Here is a 14,224-nt window from a genome sequence, read left to right as displayed (position 1 = left end):
AATTGGATCGTTCCAAATTATTCACTCAAATTCCGGTGAGAATAATATCATGGCAATGCTGAGACTTCCGCAAGCAGACGGCACAGTAGGGACCTACCAACTGACCGGAATACCGGTCGCACGCCCTGTTTGGCCTCCGCACTTCAACCGCATTGCCTATGCCGCCGCTCATATTGTTTCAGACCCGCTGCGCGCTACCGATCCGTGGAATAATCCGGCCATAGACTGGGATGCCACTATGGCATTTCGCCATCACTTATGGTCGCTTGGCTTCAAAATTGCCGAGGCGATGGATACATCACAACGCGGCATGGGGCTAAACTGGGCAGGCGCGCAGGAGCTTATCCGCCGTTCACTGGCAACTGCACGCACTGTCACAGGCGCTGATCTCGCCTGCGGTATCGGCACTGATCAGCTTTTACCCTCTGATACGAAGTCAACGGATGATGTGATCAGGGCGTATGAAACCCAGCTGGAATTTGTTGAGAAACACGGCGGCCGCGCAATCATGATGGCCAGCCGCGCTTTGGCATCTGTCGCGCAATCACCCGATGATTACAGCCACGTCTATGGCCGCATTCTCTCACAGGCCAAAGGCAAGGTTGTGCTGCACTGGCTGGGGGAAATGTTTGACCCGCAGCTCAAAGGCTATTGGACAGGCAACCATCATGCGCATTTTGATGCAGCGCTTGATTGCGTTCTCGGAATTATCAAAGACAATCAGCAAAAGGTTGAAGGCATCAAAATCTCGCTGCTCGACAGCTCTAAAGAAATTGCGCTGCGCAATCGCCTTCCCGAAGATGCGCTGTGTTTTACCGGTGATGATTTCAATTATGCGGAACTTATTGAAGGTGATAGCACCCGTCACAGTCATGCTCTGCTCGGTATTTTCGATGCTGTCGCCCCTTCCGCCTCTTATGCATTGAGCGCGCTTGCAAAAGGTGACAGCACCACATTCCGCGCTGTGATTGAACCGACTGTGCCGCTGTCGCGCAAAATCTTTGAAACGCCCACCCAATATTACAAGGCGGGTGTGGTTTTTCTGGCATGGCTCAACGGACATCAGAACCATTTCACCATGCCTGCCGGTATGCAATCAACCCGCGGCCTGCTGCATTACGCAGATATTTTCCGCCTCGCAGACAAAGCCAATGTGCTCGACAAACCCGATCTTGCCATCAAACGAATGTCATGCTGGCTTGGTACTCAAGGCGTGGAATAAGCCAGATACAAGCCAGATACGGGCCAGAGACAGGAATGCTAAAATCCGTCGATCTGTTCAATTGACCCTGTGCGGCAAACGGTTATAAAGGCCGTTTTCTCAAAGATGCCATACGCATAAAAGCAAGGACTTGAACAATGACTTCGGGAAACCACACGCCCTCGGAGAAGATAACCCTTGGCCTCGATTTTGGCACAACCAACACGGTTATCGCAGTCGCAGATGGCAACGGCATTGCTGAGGTTATGTCTTTTCCAAAAGACGATAATATTATTTCAGCTTATCGTTCTGTGCTTTGTTTCTGGCAGGACGGCAACAAAGCGCACCGCAATGTCGATAGCGGCCCCTGGGCGATGGATCGCTTTATTGCTGATCCGCATCATTGCCGTTTTCTGCAATCCTTTAAATCTTTTGCCGCCAGCAAATCCTTTACCGATACACCGGTTTACGGCAAACGCTTCAAATTCGAAGATTTATTGCGCACATTTCTGGAAACTCTTGCAGAACGTCTGGGCGACAAACTCCCATCCAGAGGCAACAAGGTCATTGTCGGCCGCCCCGTCACCTTTGCCGGTTACAACCCCGATGAAGCACTGGCGATGGCGCGCTATGAAAAAGCACTGCGGGATTTTGGCTTCACCGATATTCACTATGTCTATGAACCGGTTGCAGCGGCTTATTTCTATGCACAAAAGCTGACCAGCGATTCAACAGTTCTGGTTGCCGATTTTGGTGGCGGTACAAGCGACTTTTCTATCGTCAATTTTGAAGTCGGCGCCGACGGCCTCACCTCAACACCATTAAGTCAGGTTGGTTTGGGCATTGCAGGTGATACGCTGGATTATCGCATTATTGATAATGTGGTTTCCCCTAAACTCGGCAAACGGGATAATTATAAATCCTTTGGCAAATTGCTGCCGATCCCCAATCACTATTATGCAAATTTTGCACGCTGGAACACGCTGTTCCTGATGAATACACCTTCAACGCTCAGAGAATTGAATGAGCTGGCTTCGCAAGCCGTCAAGCCTGATGCGCTGAATCACTTCATTGAGATGATTGAAGGCGATTATGGGTTTGAGCTCTATCGCGTTGTTTCTGATCTGAAAATCAGCCTGTCTTCCGAACAGTCATCCACTCTGCACTTCAAGGCAGAGAATTTTCAGATTAAAGCCAATGTTCAGCGCTCGGATTTTGAAAACTGGATTGCAGAGGATATGCAGGCGATCGCGTCTTCGGTTGATTCCGCAGTACAAAATGCCGGTTTGCAATTCAAAGATATTGATCGGGTGTTCCTGACCGGAGGCACATCATTTGTGCCTGCAATTAAAACCTTGTTTTCAGATCAGTTCCGGCATGCCGATGTTACAAGCAGCAACCAGTTCGACTCCATCGCCACGGGCCTGGCACTGATCGGCCAAAGCAATGATATTGAGCGCTGGGCTGTAAAGTTCTGATTGATCCGGATCAATGCCCGTCATGCGGGGACATGCGAAGCTCCTCTCAACAAACAAGGAAGGAAACAGCATGTCCAACACTCCGCACACTCTTGGCGAGGAATTTCCGGGTAAACTGGATGAAATTCACGCTCTGAAAGCTGCTGATCCGCGCTTTGCCAAAGTGCTTGAAGACTATGACGAAGTGAATGATCAGATTCACCGCGCCGAAACAAAAATCGAGCCGACCAGTCAGGAAAATGAAACAGCATTGCGCAAACGCCGCCTTGCTTTGAAAGACGAGATTGAAATCGCTCTTTCCCAAAAGGCCTGACGGCTCACATACGGGCAGACAAATCAGCCCGCAACGCAACAGAACAGAGGCTCTTTTCAGGGCCTCTGTTTTTTTTAAAAGCAACACTTATTTTTTCAGACTGTGGCCAGCCCTGTCCGAATCAATTTATCGTCCGGTATGCACATAGCGCAGGACGACCTGCGCCGGTGGAACCCACGGGGACGACCCCGCCTTTCAGGGAATACATCATATGGCCGGTCCGATTGAGCAATTTGAGATCAAACCGATTGCGGAATTTGGTGAGTTTGGCGGCATTCAGCTCGCTTTTACCAATTCAGCGTTGTTTATGTTGATTACAATCGTCAGTGCCGGAGCATTTTTGTTTTTGTCCGCACGCGGCCGGACTTTAATTCCTGGCCGTTGGCAGTCCTCTGCCGAAATTTTATATGAATTTGTGTCCACCACACTGCGGGACAATGCAGGTGAAGAAGGCCGACGTTTTTTCCCGCTCGTCTTCTCACTGTTCATGTTCATTCTCACCGCAAATCTGGTGGGCATGTTCCCCTACGCCTTTACGGTAACCGCTCATATTATCGTAACATTTGCTCTTGCCATGACCGTTTTCCTAACTGTCACGATCTATGGTCTTGTACGCAACGGCGTAAATTTTTTCCGCCTGTTTATGCCGTCCGGCGTCCCTCTCATTCTGGCGCCGATTATTGTGCCGATTGAGATTATGTCCTTTGTTTCCCGTCCGGTCAGCCATTCCGTTCGTTTGTTTGCCGTTATGCTTGCCGGACATATCACGCTCAAAGTTTTTGCCGGATTTGTCGTCTCCCTGACAGGGCTTGGCACGCTGGGTTTTGCCACCGCCATTCTGCCGCTCGCCATGACTGTTGGCATCACGGCACTTGAGTTTTTGATGGCAATTATTCAGGCCTATGTCTTTACCATGCTCACCTGCATGTATCTGAATGATGCGTTGCATCCGTCCCATTAAGCAGGCTCAGTCATAAAGACCGATGTGAATGCTGAGGTCTTTTTTTCTGACGAACATTTTACTCCGCAAAACATTACAAATTTGTAATTGGACTGTTCATATTCAGTACACATTGTTGGCTAGATATTACTCCCATGCCGCTTGAAGGCTTAATGTAACGAGTGACGGAGTTATAGTCATCATGAACACAAAAACTTTCATCCTTGCCATTGTTGCTTCATCACTATTGGCATCACCAGTGCTGGCTCAGGATTCAACTAAGGCGAATACTGAAAAACCGGCAGTTGAATCCTCCAAAAAGCCAGAGCGTGAGCCGATTGATCTGGCAAAATTCTCCCGCATGGACGAACTGAAAGCCGCAGATACGAATAATGACGGCATTCTATCCCGTGAAGAAATTGAAGCACATGCCCTCAAGATGATGGTCAAGCGCTCGGCTGACCGCATGGAGCGTCGCCTCGATGTGAATGGCGACGGTAAAATCTCTCTGGAAGCTGTAGAGAAAAAACGCGCTGAAAAGTTCGCTGAACTTGATAAAAACAAAGACGGCAAACTTGATCGCAGTGAAATGAAAGCCGGAAAATACCACGGCAAAGGCGACCATCACGGCAAACGCGCGCATGGCGACCACCCGAAACCTTAAAACCTGTCAGAAGCAGCCCGGCCAAAGTGCCGGGTTGTTTTGTTTCAGGCTGAAACGCCCCCTGCCGCTGCATTTGAAACAAGCTGTTTATATTTATTGATTTTCTTCTGATTTTAGTACCAAATCATAAAAACAGGAGAGATAACATGCCTTTTCAAAAGTCTGATTATCTTGGAATATACAAACCTGAGCAATTAGACACGCTTCAGACAGCTTATGATGAGGTGTGTGAAATTCTTGGATACTGCCCGACGACGGATGACAATAAAAATCAATTAGCGCGCACGGTTATCCGTATTTATGAGAGCGGCATACAGAACCCTCATGAGATCGCCAGACTGATTGCCCAGATTGAAAATCTGCGTGCTTAGAAAATCCCCCTTCTGGTGCAGTCATTATGATCCAAACAAGATATAAGCTGCGCCAATGCTGCACAGGCTTGATCCTGATCAATGCACAACCCTCCCCGATAAGATAATCGTCACTCTGCAATCTTTGATATGACCACAGTCCCGAAGAAACAAACTCTGCAAGCGCTCCATTTATCGTGACGTTTTTGCCGGTTTATCCAAGAGGCTGAGAACAACCAACAGAGGCATGCGGTTACCGGATACTGGTAAGAAACCGCTCGGAGGGACGAATGTCTACGAATTTTCATCTGGCATCACTAATCGGTTCGATTGTATTTATCGTTCTTGTCGGCTCAGGTTTTATAGTTGTACTGACTGTGCCTGCCTTGGCGCAAAAGCCGATTTATCCCATGTTGATCGTTGTCGGAACCGCCCTTCTCATCACACCGGTCATTGGCTGGTATGTGGCAACCCGCATACAAAAATAACAGCTTTCCCTGCCTTGATAAAAGCAGCAATACGGCCATCAACAAAAAGAGAGATAGCAAGCTGTAGCTTGCTATTTTTTATTCCGGCTGAGATAGTTCAGAGCACCTGAATGACCACAGCAGCTTCGTGCTGCTGATCAAATCTACGGAACCAATTCTGTTTGGCTGCGTTAGATATAATGGTCATAGGGAGGCACGAAAATGTCTACTCGTTTTCAGATTGCCGTATTACTGAGCTTGATGATCAACGCAGTTTTGTTCGGAACCGGCATGATCATCGTCCTTACAATCCCTGATTTGGCGAAAAACGCCAAATATCTTATTCCTGTGGTTATCGGATGCAGTTTCATGATAACGCCGCTCATCGCATGGCTTTTAGCTCCGCGAATGCGCAACCGTTACTGGCAGAACAGAAATCATAAAACAGGCCCCCACAGTCTCAGATAGTAACAGATCAGGGTTCAGAGCATTTCGCAGCCAGCTTGGTTTAATCCGGGCTGAGATGACAATGCAAAACTAAACTCCGGAGCGATGACTGTGTCTCACTTCAGCGCAGCCTCTCCGCAACAACAGAAAGGCTCACCATGCGCACCTTTATTATAGCTGTGGCTGCAATCGTTGCACTTTCCGGCTGCACATCGACAGAAAAAGACCTGAGCGTCGGCACCGCAGCAGGTGCAGTCATCGGCGGCATAGCCGGTGGTGGCAGAGGCGCATTGATCGGCGCCGGAGCCGGTGCAGTTGGCGGCCTGCTTGTCCGCAATCTGCGTAACGGCAAATGCGAATATCGCAACAGCCGTGGCCAGATTTACACCGCATCCTGTAGATAACAGCAATTAAAGTGAAGGTCTGAGGTTACCACTCAGACAGTTTCACAGCATTTCAGAACAGCCATTGCTGAGGCATCAGCAATGGCTGTTTTTATTTTCCGTCAGGTTTTCGGTGCGGATACTTTGCTTCACGGCTCTTTTTGAGAGCAAACCGCTCTAATGCACTTAGGAGATTATTTTGCTAATATACGGATTTTGACGAAGCCCTCAGTTTGAAAGGAACATGCAATGAATAAGAATACGATTTGCCTCTGGTACGACAAAGATGCAGAGGCTGCCGCCCGTTTCTATTCTGAAATTTTTCCCGACAGCAAAGTGCACGCTGTCCACTTAGCCCCCGGCGATTATCCTTCCGGCAAAAAAGGGGATGTGCTGACAGTTGAGTTTACAGTGATGGGAATTCCGTGCCTCGGGCTCAACGGAGGCCCCACCTTTCAGCAGGATGAAGCTTTTTCATACCAGATTGCGACCGACAATCAGGAAGAAACAGACAGATACTGGAATGCGATCGTCGGCAATGACGGTAAAGAAAGTGCTTGCGGTTGGTGCAAAGATAAATGGGGCGTATCCTGGCAGATTACTCCGCGCGTATTGATTGATGCACTGGCCATAGGCGGAGCCGAAGCACAACGCGCTTTTGAAGCCATGATGACGATGAGTAAAATTGATATAGCAACAATTGAGGCTGCACGGCGCGGCTAGAGCATTTCACAGCAACAATGCTTCGCAAGATGAGAGCATCAATTTGTAACACCTTATGATATCCATCATCTGCCCCAACACGACAAATCAAAATGGAGCAGTTTCATGAGGTGTCTACGTATCTACGCCACACCAGATGGCGAGTCGCATTTTGATGAGGTTGAGCTACCAACCACCAAAAGGTCGGTGCATCCGGATGCTGTACCGTTTGATGTCACAGCGAGTTATCCGGCATCACGGGTACGTATCACGCATATTCCGGCGGGAATGCGGGAGGTTGCGTGGCACAGAGTGCCTGAACCGGTGCTTACGGTCAGGCTTGATGGCTCTGTTGAATACGAAACAAGCGATGGTGAAATACGGTACGTTTCTGCAGGAAGTTTTGTGCTGGTAGAAGACACACATGGCAAAGGGCATTTGTCGCGCCACTCTCCTGAGGCCCAAACCGTTATTTGGATATCATTACCCAATGGTCTGGAGACACCATCCACATAGACTATGCAAAATCGCCTATCACGCCGCACCAGTGCGCCGGTATATCAATCACCGGCACATCTTCGCATCGTCATTAAGCTCTGAGAAAAGCTTTTCAGCACGATCATAGCGATAGGCTATGATGTGTGTTTTGCAATTATCTTCGTAGCGCGCACAGGTTTCCATCGAAACACATAGATTATCGCGCGTATTCCAGACCTTAGCCGGTGGATTATCGTAAATGCCATCATAGATGTTTTGTGTTCTGTCATCACCGTCATGCCAGCTCACCACAATCTCCGAGCGAAAATGATCATAGCCGATACTGCTATAGCCAACCGTGTATTGAACAGACGATATGTTGGAGACCTGCGTGGTACCTGACGCCACATTCTCCCATTCGGGAACAGTCTGTGCGTTAGCATAGCCCGTGTTGATTGCAACCAAACTGCAACACAGACAAGCAATCCGTCTGAATGGCGCATGCACGGGGTAAACACGCAGAGAAACTGGTTTATTAGTCAGGTTTCGACTGGCAATCATGGTGCTTCCAAAAATTCGCTTCATGATATCCTTAGCAGCTCACGCGGAACAATGCATCGCATTGAGGTTATTCATACCAAGCGGTGCCTTTAGTCATTCGCACTCAGCCCGCATAGAACAAAACTTCCATTCCTATCAAAACAACAGAAAATTATAGCTGGGCAATCCCTGCCCTGCCTTGTCATTCTTCATTCACAGGAGACAGAGATGACAGGGTTCTGGATATGCATCATCGTGATACTCGCCATCAACGGAGCGATAGCGGTTTATTACAGCCGGAATATCCCACTTGTCGGAGAAGATGATGATGCACCTGCAGACCGATGAAATCATCAATCGCGATCAGAATCCAGCCGCACAGAAAAAATGCGGAACACCAGCTCATTGAAATGATGTTCCGGATTTGCAGTTAAATTTATTGCCATCACCAGCGCCCCACTGGTCTGCCATATGTATTATGGCTAGCAACACCCTTGCCTGCGCTCTGGCCATTATCAGTCAGACACACTGCCGTTTCCGGCTTAAGGCTGCTCTGTTGCCACCCGCGCAAGTGCTTGCACATCATGCGCAGCCAGCAAGCTCAACACACAGGGTAGTATCATCTGCCGTATACTTTCGGAAACCGAAAGCGCGGCCTCTTCAAACGAGAAAGCTTCGCAAAAGCGAGGCTACATGTGAAATAGAAAAGGCAATTTTTTCGCCTTATTTATGTTGATGCAAACAAAAACACTGACTTTTATTCCGCTTCACCAGCAATATGAGATGATTAGTTTTTTTATGGTCTTTGCGCCAACACCAGCTTTGATAGTAGATCAATCTGTTGCTGCTGTTTTTCGATGAGTGCACTCAGTTCCGCTGAGATCACCTTGTCCAGTTTATCATGCAGAGCCAATATCTCGATTTCAGCTTTCAAATTGATCTCATAATCATGGCCTGCATCCATACGATCCTTTGCAGCCTGCCTATTTTGACTCATCATAATCACAGGTGCCTGCACCGCGGCCAACATAGATAATATGAGATTCAAAAATATATACGGATAAGGATCAAATACCTTGCTCGCAGCAAGTGAATTAAACCCCACCCATGCGGCCAGCAACACAGCGAAGATAAGAATGAATGTCCACGAACCACCGAACTTAGCAACTTTATCGGCCAGCCGCTGCCCAAGCGTTAATTTATCATCGAATGCGGTATTCACGTTACGCGCAATAGTTTGACGATCAACTAGGCGTTTAAAAATTCGCATTTCCCGCTCAGTAAGGGATTCTAACGGTTTCCCGAGATAATGGATCGCCTGTTCAGAAAAATGATACTTTTTACTTGCCTCTGACTTTAAGTTTTTAGGCACATCGATCTCCACTTAACTTCTGGGCTCTATGTTTCGATATACAAATATCATTCGTACTATTACGATTTAGCAACTGATTTTCACCATCATGGAAATCATAAAGGTTAAGTAAGTAAGCAATCTCACAATAATAATATTTGCTCATATCAGGGGAACGTCATGACTACAGATAAAAGCGTAAAAGGCCCTGCTTCTTATTTTCCGTCCATTGAGAAAACATACGGAAAACCAATCAATCATTGGTTGGAAATATTAAATGGGATGAACGGCAAAAAGCACATGGAGATGGTTACCATCCTCAAATCCGAACATGGGCTAGGTCATGGCCATGCAAATGCTTTAGTCGCCCATCATATGGCATCGGCTGCGAAGTAGCCTTCATAGACAACCCTCAGAGCCCAAACTACGCACCTCTTTTGGTTATGTATCAGACCATACATGGCGGCAATCTGACTTGCTGCCCCACACGATATCAAAAGTCCAATACTTACCCCATCATTCTCCATCGAAAGGTTAATACGTACTCCGTTTAGCTAGCTTTCTTAAAACGGCGCTGCCTTGTTTACTGTCACGCGTTTCAAGTTAGGATGGAGAGAAAAATGTTAAGGCTTGTGACAGCAGCAGGAATGATTGTTTTCGCATCCGCAGCAATAGCGGCCGACAAGGCGAGCGTGGAGGAAGGCGCGCGCATCGCTGTGGTCGGTGGTTGTCATGACTGCCATACAGAAGGCTTCGCTGAAAGTGGCGGGAAGGTCGACAACAAGAAAGCACTTTTAGGAAATAAAGTAGGGTTTCAAGGTCCGTGGGGAACGACTTATCCAGCTAATTTGCGCATTACCCTCTCCAAAATGAGCGAGGATGAGTTTGTGAAATACGGGCATGAGATGAAAGCCCGCCCACCTATGCCCTGGTACGGAGTAAATGCCATGACTAATCATGAGTTGCGGGCATTGTATCAATATGTGAAATCACTTGGCGAAATCGGGCGCCCTGCTCCAGAATATGTGCAGCCAAACCAGACACCGAAGACACCGTTTATTGTCTTCGCGCCACCAAATCTGCCCGCCCAGTAATCGATAAATTCCCGCATCACGACCAGTCCCACAGCTCGTTTTTTCCTTCACGCCCAGCTTTTTTTCAGACTCAGTCGTACTGGCTGCGATGCAACCATCAAGAGCAGTCATTAACCTTCACGGTACAGATTCGACACTATCAAAAGACTGTTAGCAGTCCATCCAGTCTATCTTGTCAGGATCATTGCAAGCCAGCACTTCTTCCAATCCTTCATGCAGCGCAATGGAACGCCGTGTGAAGCTGCAAGCCAAAACTGGCTACTGAGCATTATTGCACTCCGGCTTGAGAAAATCGGATATCCTTTTGGCCGACTGGCAGCATTTGAACGGCACATCTTCTCAATGAAGACGCAAAAACAGGCGTCACCATAACGGTAAAGATCCCTGAAAGTCTGATGGCTCTATTTGCCGCCTGCCCAACCCGCGTAGAAACCTTCATTGCAGACGAGAATGGTCGCAAATTTTCCAAGAAAATTTTGGCAACTGGTTTCGACTCAGATGCACTGAGGCGCTCATTGATAAAATGCGCATGGAATCAGAAAGCTGCCGGCAAAAAGCAAAGCGTCAGTTCGCGCGCTCATTGCTCAATATGGATGGAGCAATGTCGTACAAACACCAAAGGGCTAATTAGAGTGCCTTGGTGTCAAATCATCAGTTACGTAAGGGAGGAAATTATGAAATGCGCTCATGAATGCAATCCCGAAGTGTGGGACTAGTTGTAAAAAGCACAACAATTACAATGGGAAGATTGTAAGTGGTGCCCCCAGAGAGACTCGAACTCCCGACCCCCTGATTACAAATCAGGTGCTCTACCAACTGAGCTATAAGGGCAACTGACGGCTAGATAGCATATTCTTTTTGTTTGTAAAACGGAAAATCGCATACCCGCATAAAAAATAACAATGTTTTGCCTCTTATCCACATTTGAGCTACAAATCCTCATCCAATCATGCAGCTTTTCGGCGGAAACTGATGAAATACCCGTATAAAAATTTCTGTTACATCACTTCAGGCACCTCAGAATCCGAATTTGCCGCAGAATCGCTACGCAATCGCTATGGTGAATCACCTGCCAACGAAGCAGATGCCCTGATCGTGCTGGGTGGCGACGGCGTTATGCTTCAGGCTTTACACGATCATATGAATCACAGCCGTCCGATTTACGGTATGAATCGTGGTTCAGTCGGCTTCCTTATGAATGAGTATCATGAGGACGATTTACCCAAGCGCGTTGCTGCCGCCCATGCCGAAACCATTCGTCCGCTTGAAATGATCGCTGAATCCCGTGAGAGCGGCACAGTCAAAGCTCTGGCGATCAATGAAGTGTCAGTTTTGCGGCAATCTTATCAAGCGGCAAAAATACGTATCAGTATTGATGACAAGGTACGGCTGGAAGAATTGATTTGCGACGGACTGATGGTTGCCACACCTGCCGGTTCCACCGCTTATAATCTTTCCGCTCAGGGGCCGATCCTGCCACTCGACTCTCCGCTGCTGGCATTAACGCCGGTCAGCCCGTTTCGCCCTCGCCGCTGGCGTGGCGCATTGCTGCCTAAAACTGTCACTGTGCGGATGGATATATTGGAAGTAGACAAACGGCCGGTCAACGCCGTTGCCGATCATACAGAAGTCAAATCCGTGACATCCGTCACCGTGCGCGAAGATACGCAAAACAGCGTCACCCTCTTATTTGATGAAGAGCACACATGGGATGAGCGTATTCTCAACGAGCAATTTCGTTACTGACAACCCGCAAACAAGTTAACATCGCAAATAACCTGCATCAGAACTGCGGACTTACTGCACTGCAGACAATTGATTTGACTGGTAAAACCGAGATAAACACCCATATGTATCAACAATGCAGTGGCTCATCTGCTTTTTCAGGCAGTTGTCATCTGCCGCAAGGCCAATTAAATCAACCATAATCAAAGCAAAAACGGCATTTTTGTTGACTTTTTGAGCTATTACCCGTAACGGCATTATTAATTTTAACGCAATGCGCAAACATAAGCGCTTTTCCTGTCCTGTTGTCATGCGGACATTACCGGTCGGGTCCAGTGCGCTTCTTCCAAAAAGAGAGCTACGCCTCCATTGACGACATTTGCAGAACTCGGTCTGTCACCGAAAATACTGGCCGCAGTAGACGCCGCTGGTTACACCACTCCCACCCCTATTCAGGCTGGCGCCATTCCTCACGCACTGGAACGTAAAGACGTTCTCGGTATTGCGCAGACAGGTACCGGCAAAACAGCATCCTTCGTGCTGCCAATGCTGCACCTGCTGGAAAAGGGTCGTGCCCGTGCACGTATGCCACGGACCCTTATTCTTGAGCCAACGCGTGAGCTTGCTGCGCAGGTTGAAGAAAACTTTGTGAAATACGGTGTTAATCACCGCATCAACGTTGCCCTGCTGATCGGCGGTGTATCTTTCGACGAGCAGGAGCGCAAGCTGGAGCGCGGCGCTGATGTACTGATCGCAACACCTGGTCGTCTGCTCGATCATTTCGAGCGCGGCAAACTGCTGCTGACCGGTGTGGAAATTCTGGTGATCGACGAAGCCGACCGTATGCTGGATATGGGTTTCATTCCTGATATCGAACGTATCTGTAAGCTGATCCCTTTCACTCGTCAGACTCTGTTCTTCTCGGCAACCATGCCTGCAGAAATCACCAAGCTGACCGAGCAGTTCCTGCATTCGCCAGCCCGCGTTGAAGTGGCTAAAGCCTCTACAACGGCTAAAACAGTGACGCAGCGTCTGGTTAAATCCGCCAAAAAGCCTTGGGACAAGCGCGCTGTTCTGCGTGACCTTATCACTGCCGAAGGCGATGAGCTGAAAAATGCGATCGTATTCTGCAACCGCAAAATGGACGTATCCGAGCTGTTCCGTTCACTGGTGAAGCATGGCTTTGATGCCGGCGCTTTGCACGGTGATATGGATCAGCGCGCACGCATGACCATGCTGAGCAATTTCAAAGACGGCAATCTCCGGATTCTCGTGGCATCCGATGTTGCTGCACGCGGTCTTGATATTCCTGATGTCAGCCACGTCTTCAACTTTGATGTGCCGATCCATGCGGAAGACTATGTTCACCGCATCGGCCGTACCGGCCGTGCCGGTCGCTCAGGCAAGGCATTCACGATTATTACTCCTTCAGACACCAAGCATCTTGATGCCATCGAAAAAATGATCGGTGAAAAGATTGAATGGCTGGACGGTGATCTGTCCACTCTGCCTGCACAGGAAGAGACTGAAGATACCAGCCGTCGCGGCCGCAACAGCCGCGGTAAAAACGGCAAAAAGCCACGCGATAAAGACAATCGTGAAAAAGACCATAAAGAGAAGCAGGCACAGCCACGCAGCACGGAAGAGAAAACTTCCGATGCACCGCGTCAGGTTGCTGATATCTCTGCGCTCAATGCCCCGCAGCCTGTTTTACCTGACAACGTGTCGATTGGTACGACTGTAACTGCAGAGCCGGTACGTCCTGCGCCGCATAAAAACGGCAATGACGAGCGCCGTCAGAACCACACACAGAACGGCCAGCAGCATAACAAACGTCATCGTCGTGATTTCGATGATGAGCCGTCACCGCTGGGCTTCGGCGATGATATTCCGGCATTCATGCTGATACCGATCAATATTTGAGCATTTCCGCAAAAGCGCGTAGCGCTTTTGCATAAGGATAATGCGTCAGACAAATAATCAGGGCATTTTCAACTGAAAATGTTCAAACAAAAAACCCGCCGATTGGCGGGTTTTTTAATATCATCGTTTCATGAATGCAGGGTTAGAATTCGTCCTGCCGACTATTTAT

Annotated in this window: 18 protein-coding genes and 1 tRNA gene; 15 read left to right on the top strand and 4 right to left on the bottom strand. The window is 48.5% G+C overall.

From position 1 onward, the window contains the following. Positions 1–49: 49 nt before the first annotated feature. From P8H26_RS01415 to P8H26_RS01365, 11 genes are all read left to right on the top strand, one after another. Positions 50–1,222, top strand: coding sequence for a dihydrodipicolinate synthase family protein (locus P8H26_RS01415; RefSeq protein ID WP_289631060.1), 1,173 nt, complete (start codon positions 50–52; stop codon positions 1,220–1,222). Positions 1,223–1,359: 137 nt separating this feature from the next. Then, a complete protein-coding gene (locus tag P8H26_RS01410) occupies positions 1,360–2,679 on the top strand; it encodes an Hsp70 family protein (RefSeq protein ID WP_289631058.1) in 1,320 nt (439 codons plus the stop codon). Between the two features lie 70 nt (positions 2,680–2,749). Then, positions 2,750–2,992, top strand: coding sequence for a YdcH family protein (locus P8H26_RS01405; protein ID WP_289631057.1), 243 nt, complete (start codon positions 2,750–2,752; stop codon positions 2,990–2,992). Positions 2,993–3,203: 211 nt separating this feature from the next. Then, on the top strand, positions 3,204–3,953 hold the full coding sequence (locus P8H26_RS01400) for a F0F1 ATP synthase subunit A (RefSeq protein ID WP_289631056.1): 750 nt from the start codon (positions 3,204–3,206) through the stop codon (positions 3,951–3,953). A gap of 181 nt (positions 3,954–4,134) precedes the next feature. Beyond that, entirely contained in the window at positions 4,135–4,596 is a 462-nt protein-coding gene (locus P8H26_RS01395; protein WP_289631055.1) for an EF-hand domain-containing protein, read from the top strand. A gap of 146 nt (positions 4,597–4,742) precedes the next feature. Beyond that, positions 4,743–4,967: a hypothetical protein gene (locus P8H26_RS01390; RefSeq protein ID WP_289631054.1), complete on the top strand. Its 225-nt coding sequence runs from the start codon at positions 4,743–4,745 to the stop codon at positions 4,965–4,967. Between the two features lie 269 nt (positions 4,968–5,236). Beyond that, positions 5,237–5,434: a hypothetical protein gene (locus tag P8H26_RS01385; RefSeq protein ID WP_289631053.1), complete on the top strand. Its 198-nt coding sequence runs from the start codon at positions 5,237–5,239 to the stop codon at positions 5,432–5,434. 201 nt (positions 5,435–5,635) lie between these two features. After that, positions 5,636–5,881, top strand: a complete 246-nt coding sequence (locus P8H26_RS01380; protein ID WP_289631052.1) for a hypothetical protein — start codon at positions 5,636–5,638, stop codon at positions 5,879–5,881. Positions 5,882–6,018: 137 nt separating this feature from the next. Then, the gene (locus P8H26_RS01375; RefSeq protein WP_289631051.1) at positions 6,019–6,264 is read left to right on the top strand and encodes a YMGG-like glycine zipper-containing protein; all 246 of its coding nucleotides are present in this window, start codon (positions 6,019–6,021) and stop codon (positions 6,262–6,264) included. Positions 6,265–6,492: 228 nt separating this feature from the next. Continuing rightward, positions 6,493–6,966, top strand: a complete 474-nt coding sequence (locus P8H26_RS01370) for a VOC family protein (RefSeq protein ID WP_289631050.1) — start codon at positions 6,493–6,495, stop codon at positions 6,964–6,966. A gap of 105 nt (positions 6,967–7,071) precedes the next feature. Further along, positions 7,072–7,461: a hypothetical protein gene (locus P8H26_RS01365; RefSeq protein WP_289631049.1), complete on the top strand. Its 390-nt coding sequence runs from the start codon at positions 7,072–7,074 to the stop codon at positions 7,459–7,461. 48 nt (positions 7,462–7,509) lie between these two features. Here the strand turns inward: P8H26_RS01365 and P8H26_RS01360 are convergent, their stop codons facing one another. Further along, on the bottom strand, positions 7,510–7,887 hold the full coding sequence (locus P8H26_RS01360) for a hypothetical protein (protein ID WP_289631048.1): 378 nt from the start codon (positions 7,885–7,887) through the stop codon (positions 7,510–7,512). An 871-nt stretch (positions 7,888–8,758) separates the two neighbouring features. Continuing rightward, positions 8,759–9,340, bottom strand: coding sequence for a DUF1003 domain-containing protein (locus P8H26_RS01355; RefSeq protein WP_374708202.1), 582 nt, complete (start codon positions 9,338–9,340; stop codon positions 8,759–8,761). A gap of 153 nt (positions 9,341–9,493) precedes the next feature. Here P8H26_RS01355 and P8H26_RS01350 point away from each other — a divergent pair, with 153 nt between their 5' ends. Further along, entirely contained in the window at positions 9,494–9,709 is a 216-nt protein-coding gene (locus tag P8H26_RS01350) for a DUF4287 domain-containing protein (protein WP_289631045.1), read from the top strand. A gap of 251 nt (positions 9,710–9,960) precedes the next feature. After that, the gene (locus P8H26_RS01345; RefSeq protein WP_289631044.1) at positions 9,961–10,407 is read left to right on the top strand and encodes a c-type cytochrome; all 447 of its coding nucleotides are present in this window, start codon (positions 9,961–9,963) and stop codon (positions 10,405–10,407) included. A gap of 755 nt (positions 10,408–11,162) precedes the next feature. On the opposite strand, the gene P8H26_RS01340 is transcribed toward P8H26_RS01345, so the two are convergent. Further along, positions 11,163–11,238, bottom strand: a tRNA-Thr gene (locus tag P8H26_RS01340). A 141-nt stretch (positions 11,239–11,379) separates the two neighbouring features. Between P8H26_RS01340 and P8H26_RS01335 the strand changes: the two genes are divergently transcribed. After that, on the top strand, positions 11,380–12,153 hold the full coding sequence (locus P8H26_RS01335; RefSeq protein ID WP_289631043.1) for an NAD kinase: 774 nt from the start codon (positions 11,380–11,382) through the stop codon (positions 12,151–12,153). Positions 12,154–12,204: 51 nt separating this feature from the next. Here P8H26_RS01335 and P8H26_RS01330 read toward each other — a convergent pair whose 3' ends face one another. Continuing rightward, complete coding sequence (locus tag P8H26_RS01330; RefSeq protein ID WP_289631042.1) at positions 12,205–12,444, bottom strand: hypothetical protein; 240 nt, start codon at positions 12,442–12,444, stop codon at positions 12,205–12,207. Between the two features lie 57 nt (positions 12,445–12,501). Here P8H26_RS01330 and P8H26_RS01325 point away from each other — a divergent pair, with 57 nt between their 5' ends. Next, complete coding sequence (locus P8H26_RS01325) at positions 12,502–14,055, top strand: DEAD/DEAH box helicase (RefSeq protein ID WP_289631041.1); 1,554 nt, start codon at positions 12,502–12,504, stop codon at positions 14,053–14,055. Positions 14,056–14,224: the final 169 nt, after the last annotated feature.

It is taken from the genome of Pseudochrobactrum sp. sp1633 (genome assembly GCF_030376605.1).
In the GTDB taxonomy this organism is placed as follows: domain Bacteria; phylum Pseudomonadota; class Alphaproteobacteria; order Rhizobiales; family Rhizobiaceae; genus Pseudochrobactrum.
Note: the sequence above shows the minus strand (reverse complement) of the source record. Positions and strands in the feature narration are given on the sequence as shown.